The 20,121-nt window shown below is 61.6% G+C and carries 17 protein-coding genes, 1 tRNA gene, 1 pseudogene and 1 riboswitch; of the genes and pseudogenes, 5 read left to right on the top strand and 14 right to left on the bottom strand.

The features are described 5' to 3' along the window. Nucleotides 1-173: 173 nt before the first annotated feature. The 10 genes and pseudogenes from HGSM_RS12575 to HGSM_RS12530 all read right to left on the bottom strand — a co-directional run bounded on the left by HGSM_RS12575 (nucleotide 174) and on the right by HGSM_RS12530 (nucleotide 11,103). Nucleotides 174-680: a hypothetical protein gene (locus HGSM_RS12575; protein WP_019149121.1), complete on the bottom strand. Its 507-nt coding sequence runs from the start codon at nucleotides 678-680 to the stop codon at nucleotides 174-176. 4 nt (nucleotides 681-684) lie between these two features. After that, on the bottom strand, nucleotides 685-1,827 hold the full coding sequence (locus tag HGSM_RS12570; protein WP_019149120.1) for an MraY family glycosyltransferase: 1,143 nt from the start codon (nucleotides 1,825-1,827) through the stop codon (nucleotides 685-687). Beyond that, nucleotides 1,824-2,582 carry an L-threonylcarbamoyladenylate synthase gene (locus HGSM_RS12565; RefSeq protein ID WP_019149119.1) on the bottom strand — a complete coding sequence of 253 codons (759 nt, stop codon included), beginning with the start codon at nucleotides 2,580-2,582 and terminating at the stop codon, nucleotides 1,824-1,826. The genes HGSM_RS12570 and HGSM_RS12565 overlap by 4 nt, the downstream gene beginning before the upstream one ends. Then, nucleotides 2,579-3,553: a peptide chain release factor N(5)-glutamine methyltransferase gene (prmC, locus tag HGSM_RS12560; RefSeq protein ID WP_019149118.1), complete on the bottom strand. Its 975-nt coding sequence runs from the start codon at nucleotides 3,551-3,553 to the stop codon at nucleotides 2,579-2,581. The genes HGSM_RS12565 and prmC overlap by 4 nt, the downstream gene beginning before the upstream one ends. Further along, nucleotides 3,550-4,635 carry a peptide chain release factor 1 gene (prfA, locus tag HGSM_RS12555; protein ID WP_019149117.1) on the bottom strand — a complete coding sequence of 362 codons (1,086 nt, stop codon included), beginning with the start codon at nucleotides 4,633-4,635 and terminating at the stop codon, nucleotides 3,550-3,552. The genes prmC and prfA overlap by 4 nt, the downstream gene beginning before the upstream one ends. Before the next feature lie 197 nt (nucleotides 4,636-4,832). Then, entirely contained in the window at nucleotides 4,833-5,042 is a 210-nt protein-coding gene (rpmE, locus tag HGSM_RS12550) for a 50S ribosomal protein L31 (RefSeq protein WP_019149116.1), read from the bottom strand. Nucleotides 5,043-5,281: 239 nt separating this feature from the next. Then, a pseudogene (gene rho / locus HGSM_RS12545) lies at nucleotides 5,282-7,290 on the bottom strand (transcription termination factor Rho). Between the two features lie 464 nt (nucleotides 7,291-7,754). Next, a complete protein-coding gene (gene thrB / locus HGSM_RS12540) occupies nucleotides 7,755-8,723 on the bottom strand; it encodes a homoserine kinase (protein WP_019149114.1) in 969 nt (322 codons plus the stop codon). Between the two features lie 8 nt (nucleotides 8,724-8,731). Beyond that, on the bottom strand, nucleotides 8,732-9,802 hold the full coding sequence (gene thrC, locus HGSM_RS12535) for a threonine synthase (RefSeq protein ID WP_019149113.1): 1,071 nt from the start codon (nucleotides 9,800-9,802) through the stop codon (nucleotides 8,732-8,734). Next, complete coding sequence (locus tag HGSM_RS12530; protein ID WP_019149112.1) at nucleotides 9,802-11,103, bottom strand: homoserine dehydrogenase; 1,302 nt, start codon at nucleotides 11,101-11,103, stop codon at nucleotides 9,802-9,804. Before HGSM_RS12530 ends, thrC begins: the two co-directional genes overlap by 1 nt. Nucleotides 11,104-11,290: 187 nt before the next feature. On the opposite strand from HGSM_RS12530, the gene HGSM_RS12525 reads away from it, so the two are divergent. Next, a complete protein-coding gene (locus HGSM_RS12525; protein ID WP_019149111.1) occupies nucleotides 11,291-11,725 on the top strand; it encodes a hypothetical protein in 435 nt (144 codons plus the stop codon). Nucleotides 11,726-11,808: 83 nt separating this feature from the next. Here the strand turns inward: HGSM_RS12525 and lysA are convergent, their stop codons facing one another. Beyond that, a complete protein-coding gene (gene lysA / locus HGSM_RS12520; RefSeq protein WP_081581481.1) occupies nucleotides 11,809-13,104 on the bottom strand; it encodes a diaminopimelate decarboxylase in 1,296 nt (431 codons plus the stop codon). Nucleotides 13,105-13,217: 113 nt separating this feature from the next. After that, entirely contained in the window at nucleotides 13,218-14,897 is a 1,680-nt protein-coding gene (gene argS / locus HGSM_RS12515; protein ID WP_019149109.1) for an arginine--tRNA ligase, read from the bottom strand. A 232-nt stretch (nucleotides 14,898-15,129) separates the two neighbouring features. Between argS and HGSM_RS12510 the strand changes: the two genes are divergently transcribed. The 4 genes from HGSM_RS12510 to HGSM_RS12495 all read left to right on the top strand — a co-directional run bounded on the left by HGSM_RS12510 (nucleotide 15,130) and on the right by HGSM_RS12495 (nucleotide 18,359). Next, on the top strand, nucleotides 15,130-15,825 hold the full coding sequence (locus HGSM_RS12510) for a FadR/GntR family transcriptional regulator (protein WP_019149108.1): 696 nt from the start codon (nucleotides 15,130-15,132) through the stop codon (nucleotides 15,823-15,825). Between the two features lie 25 nt (nucleotides 15,826-15,850). Beyond that, nucleotides 15,851-15,923 (top strand) — tRNA-Arg (locus HGSM_RS12505). A gap of 139 nt (nucleotides 15,924-16,062) precedes the next feature. Next, nucleotides 16,063-17,238: a CDP-glycerol glycerophosphotransferase family protein gene (locus HGSM_RS12500; protein ID WP_019149107.1), complete on the top strand. Its 1,176-nt coding sequence runs from the start codon at nucleotides 16,063-16,065 to the stop codon at nucleotides 17,236-17,238. Between the two features lie 53 nt (nucleotides 17,239-17,291). Continuing rightward, entirely contained in the window at nucleotides 17,292-18,359 is a 1,068-nt protein-coding gene (locus HGSM_RS12495) for a CDP-glycerol glycerophosphotransferase family protein (protein ID WP_195891391.1), read from the top strand. A gap of 135 nt (nucleotides 18,360-18,494) precedes the next feature. Here the strand turns inward: HGSM_RS12495 and pnuC are convergent, their stop codons facing one another. Both pnuC and HGSM_RS12485 read right to left on the bottom strand, forming a co-directional pair. Next, the gene (pnuC, locus tag HGSM_RS12490) at nucleotides 18,495-19,166 is read right to left on the bottom strand and encodes a nicotinamide riboside transporter PnuC (RefSeq protein ID WP_019149105.1); all 672 of its coding nucleotides are present in this window, start codon (nucleotides 19,164-19,166) and stop codon (nucleotides 18,495-18,497) included. Between the two features lie 109 nt (nucleotides 19,167-19,275). Then, a riboswitch (FMN riboswitch) is annotated at nucleotides 19,276-19,410 on the bottom strand. Nucleotides 19,411-19,495: 85 nt separating this feature from the next. Continuing rightward, nucleotides 19,496-19,960: a MarR family winged helix-turn-helix transcriptional regulator gene (locus HGSM_RS12485; protein ID WP_019149104.1), complete on the bottom strand. Its 465-nt coding sequence runs from the start codon at nucleotides 19,958-19,960 to the stop codon at nucleotides 19,496-19,498. Between the last annotated feature and the right edge of the window lie 161 nt (nucleotides 19,961-20,121).

Below are 20,121 nucleotides of genomic sequence, written 5' to 3'. Positions count from 1 at the left end.
ATTCAGCGGGCCGTGTTGACAGTCCGGGCTGAATTATCACCGATGTTTGGCGGCGAGGAGCACACCCCGAGGGTGGCTTATGGTCGCTGGGACAGCGTTCTTACCTTGTACGTCTGCGATTCTGCGCCGCGTAGGACCTTTAGACCAGAGCGAGCGTGAATCTGATCACTTTGCTATTTTGAAGGAGTTACATAGGGCTGACGGCCCTTCGCAACGGCCCACATGTCAAGCAGAGCGCTGCCAATAACGCCAATGAGAATGACGATGGCAAAGACGACCTTGTGGTAGAAACTGAACTGGCCGAGAACCGCCAGAACAATCACAAAGAAGAACATCTTCCCGATCCACGCACCGAGCACGACGCCCATAGTGTAGTTCGGGGATTTGTCTGCAGTGTGCAGCATCGACCAGATCGTGGTTCCAGAGAACACGAGCGCCACGGCAACGCCGAGCAGTGCTCCCCACACGCCGGGGAGGCCGCCAACGAGGTAGCCAACAACCGTGCCAAGTACAGCCAGCGCGATGAGGAGAATAACGAGAGCACGCATTGCACTCTGGAAGATCTCCTTGTTCACGTGGTGCGGAACAACTGGAAGCCCAGTGAGTGGATCCACGGATTCGTTCTGCCCTTCCTCCGGGGAATCCGGGGCAGGAGAGGCAGGAGTGGAGTCAGAGAGCATTGAGCTATCCTTTCGAGACTTTGGAACTCTGCAAACGACGAGTAGCGAGTGGCCATGCGGTGATGACTACCATCACGAGGATTGCGATGAAACCGCCTACTGCTACATAACGGAACTGGAATACAAAAAGTGCCACGGCTCCGAATGCAAAAACCGCACTCCACGTGTACATGACAAGGACGGCCCTTCGGTGCGAGTGTCCGAGGGTAAGCAGACGGTGGTGAATGTGAAGCCGATCGGGGGCAAATGGCGACTTCCCCGCCGCAAGTCGCCGAACCACCGCGAGGCCCATGTCCAACAATGGGAGCACTAGGATCGCCGCCGGCAACAGCAGTGGGGCGAACGCTGGGATCGTTGCACCCAGTGTAATCGTGGAGGGGTCGATCTGACCCGTGACCAGAATCGCGGCGCTCGAGATCATGAATCCCAGCAGCATCGACCCGGAGTCGCCCATGAAGATCTTTGCGGGATGGAAGTTGTACGGCAAGAAGCCGATGCAGGCGCCCACGAGGGCCGCGAGCACAGTGATCGCAACCGACGCGTAGGATCCTGGGTTGGTCTGCTGTGTCAGCAGGTACGAATAGATGAAGAATCCAGCCCCACCGATACCTACGATTCCCGCCGCCAGTCCGTCGAGCCCGTCAACAAAGTTGACCGCATTCATGACAAGCACGATCACGAAAACTGTGAGGAACAGCGAGAGCCTCGGGGAACCGATGGTCAGTCCGGCGATCGGGATCGAGATGAGTTGCACACCCTGCCAGGCCACGAATCCTGCCGCAAGGATCTGACCGACCAACTTGGTCATCCAGTCCAAGTCCCAAATATCGTCGGCAATTCCGAGCAGACACACGAGCCCGCCGCCGATGACGATCGCCCAGGCGGAGTCACACCCCTGCGTCACGCAGGTGGGGAGGTCCACGGAGAAGACCTTCTGCAGGAACGGCAGCTGCGAGGCAAATATGAACGCCACGAGCATGCCTAGGTACATTCCGGCACCGCCGAGGCGCGGCGTAGGGATCGAGTGGACGTCGCGCTTGCGCACCGCAGTCACCGCACCGACCCGTAGCGCGAGCCACCGGGCGAACGGGATGAGGAGGAAGGTCGCCAGTGCCGAAATCAGCAGGACGAGTGCATACGCTCTCACTCGGCTTCGGTGGCTTCCAAGGCCGGTGCGGCGTGCTCATCACTGCCGCTCTCAGGTGCAGCCCCAGGTTCAGGCTGCTGCGACAGTTCAGGCTCAGGCTCTAGCCCTTCGCCCAGATCCAGCACCTCGGCGACCGTGCGAAGCTCCTCGATCGAGATGGCACCGGCACGTACAACGCGCAGGACCTCTCCTGTTGCGTCCACGATCGTGGACGCAACGCCGCCGGGCACCTGCCCACCATCGAGGTAGATCGCCACCGAGTCACCGAGCTGCACAAAGGCCTCCCGTGCCGTGAAAGCGGCTGCCTGTCCCGTCTTGTTCGCGCTGGACACAGCAAGCGGACCCGTGCGGTTGAGCAAAGCTAGTGCGGTGGGGTGGTCGGGCATGCGCAGCGCCACAGTACCGTGGGTCTCCCCCAGGTCCCAGGCGAGCGAAGGCTGTGCGCGGAAGATGATGGTGAGTCCACCCGGCCAGAACTTCTGGGCCAGCGCGCGGGCTCCGGAACTTACCTCGGTGGCCAGGCCGTCGAGCGTGTTCAGGGAACCCACGAGCACGGGCGGCGGCATCTGCCGGCCACGTCCCTTGGCTGCGAGAAGCGCGTTCACGGCATCTGGGTTGAACGCGTCCGCACCAATCCCATACACGGTGTCGGTGGGCAGCACGATGACCTGCCCTCGTCCCAGCACGTTGACTGCCTCGTCGAGTGCCGAGCCCCAGTCATTTGCGTCGTGTGCTGGCACGATTGATTCACTCACGGTGTTGATCCTTCCAGATACTGTGTTGTGTTTCGGTAAGCCACGACCATCCGCGGGCGATTGGTGAGGTCTACCCTGGTGGCGATCCGCTCGAAATAGCCGGTCTCGCGCACCATGTCCACGGCCGCTTGGCCCTGAACTTCGGCATGCTCCATGACGTAGAGTCCGCCGGGAACCAGAAGTCTTGCGGCAGCCCGAGTCACGCCGCGAGGCACCTCAAGACCGTCCGGCCCAAGTCCATACAGCGCCATCGCCGGGTCATACCCAGCAACTTCGGGGTCCTTAGGGATCGAGTCCGAAGGCACGTACGGCGGGTTAGAAATTACCACGGCCACCTGACCGTTCAGTTCCTCCAACGCCGTGCGCGCATCGCCTTGAACCAGCGTGACCGGGTCCTCGTAGCGGGCGTTGTTGCGCGTTGTCCACGCAAAGGCCTCGCGGGACAGCTCAACCCCGTACACGCGGGTTGCGGGAAGCTCGGTCGCAATCGCTATCGCGATTGCCCCACTTCCAGTGCACAGATCAACGACGATTGGGCTGGGTTTCGCACTATCGTCGGAAATATCGTGGGCGGGCGCCGACTCGAGGCGGTTCAGCTCGTCCACGGCAACCTGGGCCACGACCTCTGTCTCCGGGCGCGGAACAAAGACGCCGGGGCCTACCTCAAGCTCGAGGTAGCGGAACGAGGCCAGGCCCGTGATGTGCTGGAGCGGCTCGCGGGCGCAGCGGCGCTCGAGCGCCGAGGCGAAGCGGGCGCGCTCAAGCGCGCCTGCGTCGCCCTCTGACCAAGCGCCCTCATTCATGAGCGCGGCACGGACCAAGTCGGCGCGCGAAAGCCCACGGACGTAAGCGAGCAGCAACTCGGCATCAACGCGAGCGGACGGCACGTCCGCACCCTCGAGAGCCGCACGGGCAAACCCGACCACCTCGCGGACGCTCGCGTGCGGCAGGGCGTCGGGGGTAATCGTCATTGGCCTGCGTGCTCGAGGCGGTGAGCTTCGTCGGAATCGATCGCCGACTGAATGACCGGCTGGAGATCCCCGTCGAGGACCTGGTCCAGGTTGTATGCCTTGTACCCGGTGCGGTGATCCGCAATGCGGTTCTCCGGGAAGTTGTAGGTGCGGATGCGCTCGGAGCGGTCCATCGTGCGGACCTGGGAACGGCGCATGTCCTGAGCGGCAGCGGCCTGCTCCTCTGCGCGAGCGGCTAGGAGTCGCGCGCGCAGCACGCGAAGAGCCTGCTCACGGTTTTGGAGCTGGGACTTCTCGTTCTGCATGGACACCACGATGCCAGTAGGGATGTGGGTGATGCGCACGGCGGAGTCGGTTGTGTTCACTGACTGGCCGCCTGGACCCGATGAACGGTAAACGTCGATGCGCAGATCGTTCTGGTCGATCTCGATCTCGCCCTCGTCCTCGACCTCTGGGAACACAAGAACACCGGCGGCTGACGTGTGGATACGACCCTGAGACTCCGTCACGGGAACACGCTGGACGCGGTGGACGCCGCCCTCATACTTGAGGTGCGCCCACACGCCATCCTCAGGCGCGACGTTGCCGCGGGCCTTGATCGCAACCTGGACGTCCTTGAATCCGCCAAGGTCGGACTCGTTGGCCTCGATGATCTCGACCTTCCACCCCTTGTTCTCGGCATACCGGGTGTACATGCGCAGGAGGTCGCTTGCGAACAGTGCAGACTCAGCGCCACCCTCCCCTGCCTTGACCTCGAGGATGACGTCACGTGCGTCATCAGGGTCTCGCGGGATGAGAACGCGGCGCAGCTTCTCTCGGGTCTCGGCCTCGTGTGCCTCCATGGCAGGGATTTCTTCGGCGAAAATCGCGTCCTCGGCGGCCATCTCACGGGCAGCCTCAAGGTCGTCGGCAGCCGACTTCCACGTGCGGTAAGCGGAAACTACCTGACCTAGTTCCGCGTATCGGCGGCCAAGCGAGCGCGCCTTGTTCTGGTCGGCGTGAATGGCAGGGTCGGCAAGCTTCGCCTCCAAATCATCGTGCTCAGCGAGCAGTGGATCAACAGCAGCGAATGACTCTGACATCTCACACTTCTTAAAGTCGTTGGGTTGTGGTGAAACGACCCGCTTTGGCCGGGCGCACTGGCCCGAGGTGAAGCTGGGTCGGCTAGTGCCTCACGTGGAGTGAGACATCTAGATATAGCAACAGCGCCGGCTCAATGCGTTCGCAGTTGCCCCTGGAGAGGTTACTGCGGCACGCATTGGCCGGCGCTGAAAAGTCGCTAGTTCTTCTTGCCGTAGCGAGCTTCGAAGCGAGCCACGCGACCACCGGTGTCGAGAATCTTCTGCTTTCCGGTGTAGAACGGGTGGCAAGCCGAGCACACGTCAGCGTTGATTACGCCAGCAGTCTTGGTGCTACGGGTGGTGAACTCGTTGCCACAGGTGCACTTGACCGTGGTCTCAACGTATTCAGGGTGAATGTTAGCCTTCACAGCTTTTCTCCTTATGTGTACGTCACTGGGTCGAAGCTTTGGGGCTCCGTGAACCAGAAACTGTCCCCAGACGCCTAGCGAAAGGGCAACACTTCATTCTTCCAGAACTTCGCGGAGCCCGAAACTATTCCAGGGCAAAAGGCGTGTGATTTGGAAAACAGCGGGCGCCGTGCCGTGTGGCACGGCGCCCGCCGTCACTCCCCGCCGTCGGGCCACACTTGGCTACGGCTACACAGGGATCAGTCCTGGTCGAACGACGAGAACGAGTCCGGAGTGGTCTTCTGGATGTTCAGAAGGAACTCAACGTTGGTCTTGTTCTCCTTGAGCTTCTTGAGCATGAGCTCAAGAGCCTGTCCGCTCTCAAGTCCGCTGAATACACGGCGGAGCTTGTACGTAATCTTGAGTTCCTCAGGGGACACCAGGATCTCTTCGCGGCGAGTACCGGACGCGTTGACGTCAACGGCAGGGAACACGCGGCGGTCTGCAAGCTGACGCGAAAGGCGCAGCTCCATGTTTCCGGTGCCCTTGAACTCCTCAAAGATGACCTCGTCCATCTTGGAGCCGGTCTCCACGAGCGCGGACGCGAGGATGGTGAGCGATCCACCGTTCTCAATGTTGCGCGCGGCACCAAAGAACTTCTTTGGTGGGTACAACGCAGCGGCGTCAACACCACCGGACAGGATGCGTCCGGACGCGGGGGCTGCAAGGTTGTATGCACGACCCAGTCGGGTGATCGAGTCAAGCAGAACCACAACGTCTTGACCGAGCTCGACCAGGCGCTTCGCACGCTCAATAGCGAGTTCAGCAACAATCGTGTGGTCGGTAGCTGGGCGGTCGAAGGTCGAGGCGATAACCTCTCCTGCGACCGTACGCTCCATGTCAGTGACTTCCTCAGGACGCTCATCCACGAGGACAACCATGAGGTGAACCTCAGGGTTGTTTGCGGTGATCGCGTTCGCGATCTGCTGCATGATGATCGTCTTACCGGCCTTTGGCGGTGCGACGATCAGACCACGCTGGCCCTTACCGATTGGCGCGATGATATCGATGAGGCGTGGCGCAAGCTTGTTCGACTCAGGGTTCTCGAGGCGCAGGCGGTCCTGTGGGTACAGGGGCGTGAGCTTGTTGAAGTCTGGGCGGTTGCGAGCTTCCTCAGGAGCCATGCCGTTAACCGAGTCGAGGCGAACAAGAGCGTTGAACTTCTGGCGCTGGTTATCGGTTTCACGTGGTTGGCGAATCGCACCCGTGATTGCGTCACCGCGGCGCAGGCCGGACTTCTTGACCTGCCCCAGAGAAACGTAGACGTCGTTCTGACCTGGGAGGTAACCGGACGTGCGGACGAACGCGTAGTTGTCCAGGATGTCCAGGACACCGGCCACTGGAAGCAGCGCCTCGCCCTCTGCAACCTCGGATTCGTCGAACGCAAAGTCGTTGCGGTTGCGGTTGCGCGACTTGCGGTCGCGGGTGTTCGGCGTGTTGCCGTCACGGTCGCGGTAACGATCACGTCCACGGCGGCGACGGTTACTGCGGTCGTCGCCATCCTCGGAGTGTCGTTGTTGCGGTTGTCGCGGTTGTTCTCGCGCTCGGGGTTGCGGTTGTCGCGTGAGTTGTCACGGTCTGAGCGGCGCTGCTCGGTCGACTCGGACTCACCGGACTCTTCACCGCGGTTGTTACGGTTGCGATCGTTGCGGTTACGGTTACGGCTGTTACCGTCCTGACCGTTTCGGTCGTTGCGGTCGTTGCGGCGTCGCTCCGAGCCCTCAGCGGTAGGCAGCTTGATTTCAAAGTCGCCCACTACGATTGCTTCGCCATCGCCCTCAGTGCGGTTACGCTCCTGACGCTGGCGGTCGTTTCGGCTGCGTCCGGACTCAGCACGGTCCTTGCGCTCCGGGCGCTCGGAACGCTCTGGGCGCTCGGACGTAGCGGTGCGCTCAGCACGCTCAGTCTGCTCCGCGCGCTGTGGCGCGGCTTCCTGCGTCTGCACAGGAGCAGCTGGCGCCTTGGCTGCAGCCTCCGGCTGGGCTGCGGTTTCGGTAGCGGCAGGCTTTCCCGCAGCGGAACGGGTTGTGCGCTTTGGCACCGAGCCCGACTGGGCTGAAGAGATTGCGGAGACGAGGTCGGACTTGCGCATCTTGGAGGTTCCCTTGATGCCAAGCTGGCCTGCAATTGCCTGGAGTTCAGGAATACGCAGGCTCGTCAGTGCACCGGTTGAAGCAGAAGTACCGGCGGCTGGGGTGGTTTGTGACACGAAGGACCATTCCCCCTCGATTTCGACCAACGTGATGTGTGCTGGTCTTGGGCGGTAGATTCACGCCTCAATTGGGCGCGAAACTCTTTTACTGTTACTTGTATTGTTACTTGCCACGACGCTTTCGCTGGAACCTCGCACCAAATATGTCAGCGTGGGTACGCTGCAGTGTGCATGTGGAACGGGGATTTCGAACTGGATAGCCCAGATCAATTGCGACAAAAACCTGAAGAGCTGTTTTCACGCATTCACGAAAAGCGCTGACCATTTCATATTCAGTGGGCAGACTGTGTTGTCATACCTGATTGTGTTACCTGAATACTGTGCGAATGGCGGGAGAACCCTGCGCCAAGAAACTAAACCCACTATATCACCGGAAACTCAAGGCCTTGCGCATGTGATACGTCACGTCTCCACAACAATGAGGGGGTCCGGATGCATTGACGCATCTGGCCCCCTCATTCTTAGTCGCGCCTAGACTGGGCGCCGGCCTCAGCAAACCCCGGCGTGAGGGTCCGCCATTCAATTCCCACTCGCTCGCCGAGCGGGTCGGGCGCCGAGGTGGCATCCGGGTCGTTGGCCAAGATGCTTCCAACTGCTTCGAGCACTGCCGCACGGTCTGTAGTGCGTCCCAGCACCAGTACGGTTGGCCCCGCCCCAGACACCGTGGCCGCAAATCCGCGGGCGCGTAGTGCAGCGACGAGCGCCCACGTTGCTGGCATGACTGGCGCACGGTACTCCTGGTGGAGTTTGTCCTCGGTCGCGTCAAACAGCAGGTCGGGGTCCTGTGCGAGCGCGTGCACAAGAAGTGCGGCGCGCCCCGCGTTGAAGGACGCGTTTGCATGGGGAACGGCCAGCGGCAGCACCCCTCGCGCTCGATGTGTGGAAAGTCGTGCCGTTGGCACGATGACCGTTGGTTCGATTTCCGACGATATGGCTAAGCGGGCAGCGCGAGGTTCGTCATGTGCGGTCATCCAGGCGGCGGTTGCACCGCCGAGAATTGCCGGGGCGGCGTTGTCCGGGTGACCCTCCAGTTGGGTTGCTAAGTTGAGGAGGACTTGGTCGTTGAGTGCATCCGGGTCGTGGATGAGGCCTCGTGCAGCGACGAGTCCGGCGACTACTGCGGCCGCGGACGAACCCATTCCACGCCCGTGCGGAATGTTGTTTCGGCACTCGAGGTGAAGTCCGACCTGCGGCGCACCGACGTGGTCGAGTGCGCGGCGGATCGACTTGACCACGAGGTGGCGTTCGTCGTTTGGCACCTCTCCCGCACCTTCACCGATGACGTCGACCTGCACGCGCTCGGTTGCGAGCGCGTGCACGGTCAGTTCGTCAAAGTAGTTCAGGGCGAGGCCGAGTGCGTCGAACCCGGGTCCTAGGTTCGCGCTTGTTGCAGGAACCCGGACGCTGACCCGATCTGCTCCTAGTTTCATGGCGAGGTTCAGACCAGACCGAGTGCGCTTGCGATGGACATGACGTCGGCGGTGACCTTCTGTGGCACGACCTCGGAGCCGTCCTCGGTACGCAGCGCCCACTGTGGGTCCTTAAGCCCGTGGCCGGTAACGGTGATGACGATCCGTGCGCCGGCAGGCACAAGCCCGGCCTTGGCACGCTTGAGTACGCCTGCCACTCCGGCTGCCGAAGCAGGCTCGACGAACACTCCTACCTGTGCAGACAGGATGCGGTGCGCCTCGAGGATTTCCTCGTCGGTCACTGCCTCGATGACTCCGCCCGATGTGTCGCGGGCGTCAATGGCCTTGTCCCAGGAAGCAGGGTTACCGATGCGAATTGCGGTTGCGATAGTCTCTGGCTCGTCGAATGGGTGGCCAGCCACGATCGGCGAGGCGCCCTCTGCTTGGAAGCCCCACATCTGTGGGCGACGCGTTGCCTTGCCGGCGGCCTCGTACTCGACGTAGCCCTTCCAGTAGGCGGTGATGTTTCCCGCGTTACCCACTGGGAGTGCGTGGATATCGGGGGCGTCCCCAAGTACGTCTACGATCTCGAACGAGCCTGTCTTCTGGCCTTCAATGCGGTCAGGGTTGACGGAGTTCACGAGTTCGACTGGGTAGGAATCGGCAAGCTTGCGAGCCGCCACGAGGCAGTCGTCAAAGTTGCCGTCAACCTGGAGGAGTTTGGCGCCGTGTGCGATGGCCTGAGACAGCTTACCCATGGCGATCTTGCCGTCCGGCACAAGCACGGCGCAGACCATTCCTGCGTGGGTCGCGTATGCGGCGGCGGACGCAGAGGTGTTGCCCGTGGAGGCGCAGACAACGGCCTTGGCACCCTTTGCTGCGGCCGCAGAGATCGCGGTGGTCATACCGCGGTCCTTGAAGGATCCAGTGGGGTTCATACCCTCTACCTTGAGGTAGATGTCCGCCCCGGTCAGTTGGTTGAGGTACGGAGCCGGAACCAGTGGGGTGCCACCTTCTCCGAGCGTGACAATGTTGGTCAGCAGGTGCTCCGGTAGGAACTCTGCGTATTCCTTGATGATTCCTTGCCAAACGTGGGCCATCAGGATCCCTCTACTCGTAGTACGGACATAACTTCTTCAATAACGTCGAGGTCTGCGACCTGACGGACAGTTTGGGCGAGCGCGGCTTCCGTGCCCGCGTGGGTCGTGACCACGAGTAGGGCGGCGCCGTGTTTGTCGGCGCGTGGCGCCTGGGTCACGGTCTCGATCGAGACGCCGTTTGCAGCGAACACATCCGCGATACGCGCGAGCACGCCGGGCTTGTCCGCCACCGAGAGACGTACCTGGTAGCGGGTAGTTGCCTCTCCCGGGTCAAGGATTTCAAGGTCGGCGTAAGTGGATTCGCCAGCGCCCTTTGCCCCGGATAGCCGGTTTCTGGCCGCGGAGACCAGGTCGCCCATGACGGCGGAGGCCGTGGGGGCTCCACCTGCACCCTGACCGTAGAACATCAGCGGTCCAGCGTTTTCCGCCTCGACGAACACTGCGTTGAATGCCCCACCGACCGTTGAGAGTGGGTGTCCCAGTGGTACGAGAGCTGGGTGGACGCGGGCCGAGACTCCCCCGGCTGTCTGCTCACAGATCGCGAGAAGCTTGATCACATGGCCCGACTTGCTGGCCCACGCGACATCGTCCGCAGTTACCGAGGTGATGCCCTCGCACGCCACGTCCTTGAGGGAAACGCGGGTGTGGAAGGCGAGAGAAGCAAGGATCGCTGCCTTTGCCGCGGCGTCATGGCCTTCCACGTCTGCGGTTGGGTCCGCCTCCGCGTACCCAAGCTCCTGCGCGTCCTTGACCGCGGTCTCGAGGGAAAGACCGTCCTTGGTCATCTGGTCGAGGACGTAGTTGGTTGTTCCATTCACAATCCCAAGCACGCGCTTGATCTTGTCTCCGGCAAGCGAGTCGCGGATTGGTCGAATGATCGGGATTGCTCCCGCCACGGCCGCTTCAAAGGAGAGGTCGACACCCACGCGATCGGCTGTCTCATACAGTTCCGGACCGTGCTGTGCGAGGAGCGCCTTGTTGGCGGTAATGACTGTCGCGGAAGACTCCAGCGCCCGAGTGATGAGTGTTCGAGCCGGCTCGATTCCACCCATGACCTCGACCACGAGGTCCACACTCTGCACAAGCTGCTCCGCGTCCTCGGTGAGGAGGTGGGCAGGAACAATCGGATCGCGCTTGATCGAGGTGTCACGCACGGCAATGCCCGCGAGTTCAAGCCTAGTTCCGACCCGTGCGGTCAGTTCCTCGCTGTGCTCGAGCAGGATGCGGACAACCTGGGTACCTACAACTCCGCAGCCAAGCAGGGCAACTCGAAGCGCTGCGGGCGCTTGTGGGGTCGACACGTCATTCACCTTTCGGTTTGTGGGTGCGGAGTGGAAAACCATCACGCTAGGTCAGGATACTTGGTTCTCCCAGCTCCCCCACAGTTGGTTCAGCCTCCGAAACGGCAGGCTAACACCAGTGCGACTCGCTCATTCCTGTGTGAGCAGATCTCTGCACGTCGCGGGATTTCCTGCGTAGTGTGAGGACATGACGATCGAACCACCAACCGATATACAGCGCGCGATCCTTGACGCGTGCATTTCGGCGTGTGCCCAGGGCGCCCCAGACCTCGCTGAAGCGCTCCGCGAGCAGTTGGACGAGTATGCCATTCGCGCCGTAGAACACTGCTCGGTGTGCTTTGACATCGTGCAGGCCAACGGTGGCGTCGTAGGGATTGGCCCTCGGCTTCGCCTCGATGTTGCGAGCCTCGGCAAGCAGCGCATCACGCATGAATCCAGCCCTCTTGTGTTCGAGCCCGCGCAAATCATGGACGATGCCCCGGAGTATGTCCTGCTCCTGCTCTGGCACGAGGAAGGCATCGTCATCGGCCTCGAGGTGAGCTACCTGGGCGACCATCACCCGGCACTCGAGGACATCGCCCTGCCCCTAGAGTGGATCCCCGAATCGCCCGAGGTGGCCTAGTCGCTCGGCACAGAACGCACGAGGAGGCGCGCACCTACTTGGTGCGCGCCTCCTCGTGCGTGACTCGTTGAGTTCAGTCCTGCTCAGCCAAGATCGAGGGCGAGCAGGTCGTCCTCTGTCTCGCGTCGCACGATAACTCGCGATTCGCCGTCCTTGACCGCGATGACCGGCGGCTTGAGGATGTTGTTGTAGTTCGAGGCCATCGAACGCCCGTAGGCGCCCGTTGCGGCCACAGCGATGACATCGCCGCGGCGCACGTCCGCTGGCAGTGCGACATCGTTGATCACGATATCGCCGGACTCACAGTGCTTTCCGACGATTCTGGCTAGGACTGCCTGCTCGTCGCCATCGCGATTGGCTAGTCGTGCCGTGTACACAGCGCCGTAGAGCGCTGGGCGGATGTTGTCAGACATCCCGCCGTCCACAGAGACGTACGTGCGGACGATTCCCTCGTCCGTGGTCACGTTCTTGATGGTGCCTACCGTATAGAGCGTGACCGTCGTCGGCCCAACGATGGATCGGCCCGGCTCGATCGAGATTCGTGGGATCGTGGTCCCCAGCTCATCTGCCACCTGCTTCATGGTGTTCGCGAGCGTCACCGCGAGCGCAGGAATGTCGATCGGCTGGTCCTCGGGAACGTATGCGATCCCGTATCCCCCGCCGAGGTCGAGTTCCGGCATGACGTATCCGGCACTCTTTTCCAGTTCCGCGCGAAGCTCAAGCATCTTCCGTGCGTTGAGTTCGAACGCCGTGGAGTCTTGTATTTGGCTGCCGATGTGCGCATGCGCGCCGAGCAGGTGCAGCTGCGGGAACTTGAGCACGAGCTCAAGAGCTTCGAGCGCCTGTCCCCCGGCGAGCGAGAGACCAAACTTCTGATCCTCGCGCGCCGTCGAGATGAACTCGTGTCCACCTGCGTGGATACCCGTGGTCACGCGGACCATGACGGGCACGGGGTTCGATTCCCCGCGCCCCTCTGCCAGCGCGAGCTCGGCGATCTGTTCGATCTCACCAAGCGAGTCAGCCACGATGCGCCCAACCCCATAGCGAATTGCTCGGGTCAGTTCCGCCTCAGACTTGTTGTTCCCGTGCAAACCCATGGCCGCCCCGGAGACGCCTGCGCGCTCAGCCACTGCCATCTCTCCGCCGGTGCAGGTGTCCAGCCGCAAGCCCTCTTCGAGGGCCCACTTGGCAACAGCAACCGACAGGAAGGATTTACCCGCGTAGTACACGTCCACGTCGGTGCCAACGGCGCCGAAGGCCTCGGTAAATGAGTTCACGAAAAGCCGCGCGCGGGACCTGAAGTGGGTCTCGTCGATAATGAATGACGGCGTGCCGTGCTGCGCAACCAAGTCGCCCACAGCGATTCCGCCAACAGCCATCGAGCCGTCCGTCAGGACGGCGGTCTCTGGCCACACATGAGGGGCCAGCGCAGCGCGCTGCGACGGACCGCCAGCCAACACGACGGCTGGATCGACGCCCTGCTCGGGGGCGCTCACATGCGCTCCGGAGCGGACACACCGACCATGGTCAGAGCGTTTGCTAGGACCTGGCGAGTGGCGTCGTTGAGCCACAGGCGCGTGCGGTGGGTGTCGGTGACGTCCTGGTCTCCCAGCGGGGTCACACGGCACTCCGCGTACCACTTGTGGTACGCGCCAGCGAGCGCTTCGGCGTAGCGGGCAATACGGTGTGGCTCGCGCAGTTCAGCGGCCTGGCTGACAATGCGTGGGAACTCGGTGAGCATGCCCAACAGAGCAGCTTCAGTTGGGTGCGTCAGGGTCTCGGGCGCAAACGCGTCCTCGCGGCGCACACCAGCGGCCTCGGCGTTGCGTGCCACGTTCGCGGTGCGCGCGTGGGCGTATTGGACGTAGAACACTGGGTTGTCGTTGGTCTGCTTGGCCAGCAGGTCCAGGTCCACGTCGATGGAGGAGTCCACTGAGGAGCGCACTAGGGAGTAGCGCGCAGCGTCCACTCCGACGGCCTCAACGAGGTCCTCAAGGGTCACAACGGTTCCTGCACGCTTGGACATGCGCATTGGCTCGCCGTCCTTGACCAGGTTCACCATCTGTCCGATGAGGATCTGAAGGTTCTTGTGTGGGGTATCGCCAAACGCGGCGGCAACCGCCTGGAGGCGTCCGATGTAACCGTGGTGGTCGGCGCCGAGCATCATGACGACCTCATCGAAGCCGCGCTCGCGCTTGTCCAAGTAGTACGCGATGTCGCCCGCGATGTAGGCGGCATCGCCGTCCGACTTAATGACCACGCGGTCCTTATCGTCACCGAAGTCGGTTGTGCGCAGCCACTTGGCGCCATCCTGCTCAAACATGTGGCCGGCGTCCTCGAGGCGCTTGATTGCGCGGTCGACAGCACCGGTGGTGTAGAGGTCGTTCTCGTGGAAGTACACGTCGAAGTCCACACCGAACTCGTGCAGCGACTTCTTGATCTCACCAAACATGAGTTCAACGCCCTGCGCACGGAAGTACTCCTGGCGAGCATCCTCGTCCAGGGTCAGCGGATCCGGATCGCCCGCGGAGGCAGCTTCTGCGAGCACAGCGTCTGCGATGTCCTGGATGTACTGTCCGCCGTAGCCGTCCTCCGGTGCGTCCTGCCCCAGAGCGCGAGCCACGAGGGAGCGTGCGAAGCGGTCAATCTGCGCACCGTGGTCGTTGAAGTAGTACTCACGGCAGACCTCGGCACCGGTTGCCTCAAGCACGCGGGCAAGCGAGTCGCCAACAGCGGCCCAGCGGGTGCCGCCGATGTGGATTGGTCCGGTGGGGTTTGCCGAGACGAACTCAAGGTTGATCTTCTTGCCCTTGCCGGTCTCCGTGGTGCCATAGGCAGCGCCAGCAGCAAGGATCGACTTGGCGAGCTCGCCTGCAGCTGCAGCGTCGAGGGTGATGTTCAAGAATCCTGGACCCGCAACCTCGACCTTTGCCACGCCGGCGGTCGAGCCGAGGCGCTGCGCGAGGTCGTCTGCGAGTGCGCGCGGGTTGGTGCCGCCCTTCTTGGCCAGCTGGAGGGCGATGTTTGTTGCCCAGTCACCATGCTCGCGCTGACGTGGACGCTCAACGTGGATCTCTGCTGGGAGATCGGCTGGGTCGAGGGTCAGCACGCCGTCATTGATCGCAGCATTCAGGGCGCCGCGGATTGCTTCGTTGAGTTCTTGAGGAGTCACGGCTCGATTCTATCGGGTTCTTTCCCATGAGTCCCACGTGTTTTGCGCCCCATACCGCCCACTGGACCACTAGATACAGGCGCTGCGTGGCGCCACGTCATGTCCGCGGGACATTTCTTGCCGTTTCAGAGCCTATAGTTGTTTCATTGCTTCCATACTCAGGGGGCAGGGCGGTCACACGGGCTGCCAGGCTCAAGGATGCGCCGCAGTAAAGCAAGGTGGAGAACTAGAGATGTCAGATCGCTCTAACCTCATCGAACTCGCAGTCGAGCAGTTGCGCTCGCGAATTCGCTCCGGGGAATGGAAGGTTGGGGAGAGGATTCCGACCGAGCCTCTCCTCGTGGAACTCCTCGGCGTTGGACGAAACACAGTACGTGAGGCTGTCCAGTCTCTCGTTCACTCGGGACTCCTCATCCGCCGCCAAGGCTCTGGAACGTATGTGAAGTCAACCTCCGAGATGTCTGTCGCGATCGGCAGGCAGTTCGAGGACGCCCACTACGTGCACGTCCTTGAAGTGCGCCGCTCCCTCGAGGTCGAGGCCGCCCGCCTCGCGGCTCGCAACCGTACTGATGAAGACATCGCCGCGATTCGCACCGCGAACCAGGAACGCCACCGGGCATTCGCCTCGGGCGACCTCGATGGCATGGTGAGTGCGGACATGGCCCTGCACAACGCAATCGCGTCCGCTTCCAAGAACCCCGTCCTCGCCTCCCTCTACGAGTCCCTGACGGAAGCGGTCAGCCACACGATCCGGATGAACGTGGAGACAATCCTGCGTTCGCACGTGAATGACGACCACGACGACCTCGTTGACGCCATCATCATGGGTGACCCGTTCCTCGCAATGGAGGAGATGGGATCCTACCTTGAGAACTACATTGAGAGTCGGGCCACACCCCGCGGTCGTGATGCAGTAGCAGTCCGCTAGGGCTGATAGTCTTATACGCGGTCACGCCCTCGTAGCTCAGGGGATAGAGCGTCTGCCTCCGGAGCAGAAGGCCGTAGGTTCGAATCCTATCGAGGGCACCGATCACCAGGGGCCGACTCTCACACGTGAGAGTCGGCCCCTGGTATTTTCCTTGCTGGCTGGTACATCAGCCACCCACCGCGGAGAGTTCAACCCAGGCGGAACTGATGGGGCCAAGCCGAGATATAGAATGAGCCAATGCCCAGAAACTGGTCGGTGAAGTCGATCCTCCAGACCCTTCGCCAGACGCCGTACATCATCGGCTATCGTCTCGTGTCGTGGACCCGCCCGCTGGTCCCCGGCAGAGTGCTTTTCCTGTCGGACTCGCGCGATACGCTCGTGGGCAATCAGAAGGCACTCGCCACTGCCCTTACCGCCCGGGGGTACGAGGTCCGCACTGTACTCAAGGACGGTCTGCGTGCCCGCCGCACCCTGGGGCAGGGCGCCCAGTTGTGTGCGCTCATGGCCACGAGCCCGGTGATTGTGGTGGATGACTTCTTCCCCACCATCTACCCCATCAAAATCCGCAAGGGCACCCAGTTGCTACAGGTCTGGCACGCCTCCGGCGCCTTCAAGACCATGGGATTCAGCAGGGCGGGCAAGCCTGGCGGCCCGATCAAGGGCTCCAAGACCCACAGGAACTACACCGCGGCGATAGTGTCTTCCGAACAGGTCCGCGCCAACTACGCTGAGGCGTTCGGGATCGATGCCGCCAAGGTCCACGCCACGGGAATCCCTCGAACCGACATCTTCTTTGACAACGACCTCGTGCGCGACACAGCCGCTCGGGTGCGCGCGGAACTCGAGATTCCCAAGGACAAGAAGCTCCTCCTGTTCGCCCCTACATTCCGCGGCGTGGGCCAGCTCAAGGCCCACTACGACGACTCACTCGTGGACTGGGAAGACTTCATCACCCGCCACGGCGACGAGTTCGTGATCGGCTACAAGCCGCACCCCTTTGTGAAGACCCTCCCGGATATCTTCCGCACTCACGCCCAGCTGCGCGATCTGTCGGCCTACGACAACACAAACGAGCTGCTCATGGCCACCGATCTGCTGGTCACAGATTATTCGTCGATAATTTTTGATTTTGCCCTGCTGCGCAGGCCAACCGTGTTCTTCTGCCCTGACCTGGAGGAGTATGTGGCCGCGCGGGACTTCTACTACCCGTACGACCGCTACACGTTTGGTCCCCTGGCACGGGACCACGCCTCCCTGATGGAGGCGGTCACCGCCGCCGATGGCGGCGACATGACTCTCGACGATTTTGTTGAGTTCTTTGTGGGAGCTTGCGATGGCAGGTCCACGGCTCGCGTCATCGACCAACTCATCGCCCCGTTTTTGGGCACCGGAACGGGTGTGGACCAGGTATGAAGCGCCTCATTGCATTTCTGATCAGAACGTTTCTCGCGGCGTGCTACGCGCCCATGAAGCTGATGCGCACGCGCAACAAGATCACGATGATTTCACGACAGGGCGACAACCCGTCCGTGGACTTTCAGCGACTAGAAGCGGCGCTGCGTGAGGAGTTGCCGCACTGGGAGGTGGAGGTCCTGTGCTACGAGTTCCACACCTCGATCGCCAAGAAGGTCGGATACCTCGGGCACGTGTTTACTCAGATGAGGCACATTGCTACGTCGCGGTTGATCGTTCTCGACACCTATTGCATCCCCGTGTCCGTCCTACGCCATAAGCGCGAGCTGAGGGTCCTGCAGATGTGGCATGCTCTCGGGTCGCTGAAAAAGTTCGGCTACTCGATCCTTGACGTCGGGGAGGGCTCAAGTTCCGAGATCGCACGCGCGATGCGCATGCACCGCAACTACGACGCCGTGCTCACTAGCGCCGAGCCGTGCAGGATTCCGTTCGCAGAGGCCTTTGACACCCCCGTGGAGAAGGTCTATGCGGCACCGCTCCCCCGCGTCGATGTGCTGCGCGATCCCGCATGGCGGGCCGAACGGCGCGCTGCTCTGATGGAAGCATTTCCCGAGCTGGCCACGGGCAAAAACGTGCTCTTTGCCCCTACGTTCCACAAGGGGCAGCAGTTCGCCGCCGACGAGCTGCACAAGTACTTTGCGCGCAGTGGCTACAACCTCATTGCTAAGCCTCACCCCGTGGCGCTGCGTAGTGACGACGTGATTGCCCAGAGGTACAGGAGCTTCACCGCGTTCGAGTTCCTCGCGATCGCCGACTACCTCGTGACCGACTACTCCTCAATCATGTTTGAGGCGGGGGTCGCGGATGTTCCTGTATTCGTGTTTGCGCCCGACCTGGAGCAGTACACCAAGGACCGGAACTTCTACATCGACTTTGTGCAGGAGATGCCCGGCCCTATCTCAAAGAGTTTCGACGGACTGCTTGCAGACTTGGAAGCAGACACCGGCGACCGCACTGCGATTCGCGAGTTCACGCGCAAATACGTGGAGGTCCCAGCTGCCGGTGCAACCAGCGAGATCGTCCGGATCGCCCGGGAACTCATCGACGGCGCTGGGGCCTGATCGCGGACCTTTTGAAACGTGAGTCTTCCACGAAATGAAGAGTTGAGCGGTCGGACATAGCGGCTATGACCTAGCTCTTGGCAAACGTGGGGGCGGGGCGCATGTGCGCCCCGCCCCCACGTTTGACCATCTTCGCTAGTGCGCGAGGACCGTTCCTTCCGCCTTTTCCTTGCGTTGGACTCGCCACCACACAAAGAATCCGGAGAGCGTAAAGACTCCGTAGAACACGTACATGAGACCTGTTGCGTAGTATCCCGCGGAGAACAGCAGGGGCACTCCCACGATGTCAACTGCTACCCAGATGAGCCAGAACTCGGTCCACCCCTTAGCCATGCCCCAGGTTGCAAGCAGGGAGCCCATGAAGATCCAGGCGTCTGCCCACACGGGCTCATAGGAGCCCAGAGCACGGAACAACGGGGTCAGAGCGAGGGTTCCACCGAACATCGCCGCAACGAGGCCGACCCGCTGCCAGGTGCCGGCCCACTTGGGCACGACCGCTTCCTGGCTGGTCTGGTCCGTGCGGGTCTTCCACTGGTACCAACCGTAGATCGACACGATGATGAACATGACCTGACGCCCGGCCTGCCCAAGCAGGTTGACGTGGTTGGTGTCATTGAACAGGGAACCCATGAACACAGTGAAGAGCAGAAGGTTTCCTGCGATTCCCACGGGCCACGCCCACACCTTGCGCCGCATGCCGCCGAGCGCGGAGGCGAGGCCGAACAGGTTTCCGATGAGTTCACGCCACATGATCGCCTGGTCGCCAATGTGGAGTTGGGCGTTGAATAGCCACTCGATGATGCCCATAAACTAAAAAATCCTCCTTCCGAAATCGAACTGCACTTTCGGGGAGGACGGGCGCATGCCGATCGTGCCCGCGTCGGAATACACAAAACGCAGGTACGGCAAGGCCGTTTGAGTGCTTCTCCCATCCAGACTTTGACTGTCGGTGCTGGAATTTCACCAGCTCAACCGCGCAAACCCTTGCGGGTTTGTGCGGGTCGCGGACTATAACCGCCGGTTCGGAATTTCACCGACCCCGGAGCACATATGATGCACTGTGCGCATCACCCCATCATCATACGCCGCAAAACTATCGACGAGTATGTGGGTTCCAGCACGTGGTTTCGGTGGATCTAGTACCCAGAATCGTCGGCGAGTCGGGTGACTAACGCTCCGATCGCGCTAATGTCGCGCTGGCTCCACGTTTCGAGCGTGAGTTTGAGTTCCTCTTCGACCACGTCAAACAGTCGCTGGGCTGCATCCATACCCTTTTGCGTGAGTACGATGTAGTTCGAACGCGCATCCTCAGGGTTAGCCCGACGCGTCACGTATCCGACTGCGGTGAAGCGGGCAATGATCTTGGAGACTGCGGACGCGCCGATGCCTTGGTGCAGCGCAAACTCGCTCGGCTTGACTATTCCCGAGGTCGCAAGCGGGTAGAAGTGCTTAAGGTCTTGCGAGTCGATTTCGAGCTCCGCCGCCCCGCACCAACGCTCGTAGGACGATCCCGACGTCCACCCCTGTGTGAACCTGAGCATCGCTCGTAGGACCTTGAGCTCAGAGTTTGGCTGAATACCTTCTGACGGCTGTCGAATCATCGTTCTACCTTTCAAGTTCGTTTCTAAGCTCAATACTGCAATGCAACTGTCACATCATCGCGCATTTCCCCTAATGATCCCACTACTTTCCTCAAGACACATTATCGCAGGTCAGGGCATCTTTTTCCGTGAAGAATTCATGGGACGTTTGGCACATGTGA

It is taken from the genome of Timonella senegalensis JC301 (genome assembly GCF_000312125.1).
GTDB classification, from domain to species: Bacteria; Actinomycetota; Actinomycetes; order Actinomycetales; family Cellulomonadaceae; genus Timonella; species Timonella senegalensis.
This window is presented reverse-complemented; position numbering and strand designations above follow the sequence as displayed.

Excerpts from the sequence above, each read along its gene's own strand:
- HGSM_RS12485 (WP_019149104.1), bottom strand. The coding sequence starts at position 19,960 with ATGATTCGACAGCCGTCAGAAGGTATTCAGCCAAACTCTGAGCTCAAG.
- prmC (WP_019149118.1), bottom strand. The coding sequence starts at position 3,553 with ATGACGATTACCCCCGACGCCCTGCCGCACGCGAGCGTCCGCGAGGTG.
- HGSM_RS12510 (WP_019149108.1), top strand. The coding sequence starts at position 15,130 with ATGTCAGATCGCTCTAACCTCATCGAACTCGCAGTCGAGCAGTTGCGC.
- thrC (WP_019149113.1), bottom strand. The coding sequence starts at position 9,802 with ATGGCCCACGTTTGGCAAGGAATCATCAAGGAATACGCAGAGTTCCTA.
- lysA (WP_081581481.1), bottom strand. The coding sequence starts at position 13,104 with ATGGCTGTTGGCGGAATCGCTGTGGGCGACTTGGTTGCGCAGCACGGC.
- HGSM_RS12500 (WP_019149107.1), top strand. The coding sequence starts at position 16,063 with ATGCCCAGAAACTGGTCGGTGAAGTCGATCCTCCAGACCCTTCGCCAG.
- HGSM_RS12575 (WP_019149121.1), bottom strand. The coding sequence starts at position 680 with ATGCTCTCTGACTCCACTCCTGCCTCTCCTGCCCCGGATTCCCCGGAG.
- prfA (WP_019149117.1), bottom strand. The coding sequence starts at position 4,635 with ATGTCAGAGTCATTCGCTGCTGTTGATCCACTGCTCGCTGAGCACGAT.
- HGSM_RS12495 (WP_195891391.1), top strand. The coding sequence starts at position 17,292 with ATGAAGCTGATGCGCACGCGCAACAAGATCACGATGATTTCACGACAG.
- pnuC (WP_019149105.1), bottom strand. The coding sequence starts at position 19,166 with ATGGGCATCATCGAGTGGCTATTCAACGCCCAACTCCACATTGGCGAC.
- HGSM_RS12525 (WP_019149111.1), top strand. The coding sequence starts at position 11,291 with ATGACGATCGAACCACCAACCGATATACAGCGCGCGATCCTTGACGCG.
- thrB (WP_019149114.1), bottom strand. The coding sequence starts at position 8,723 with ATGAAACTAGGAGCAGATCGGGTCAGCGTCCGGGTTCCTGCAACAAGC.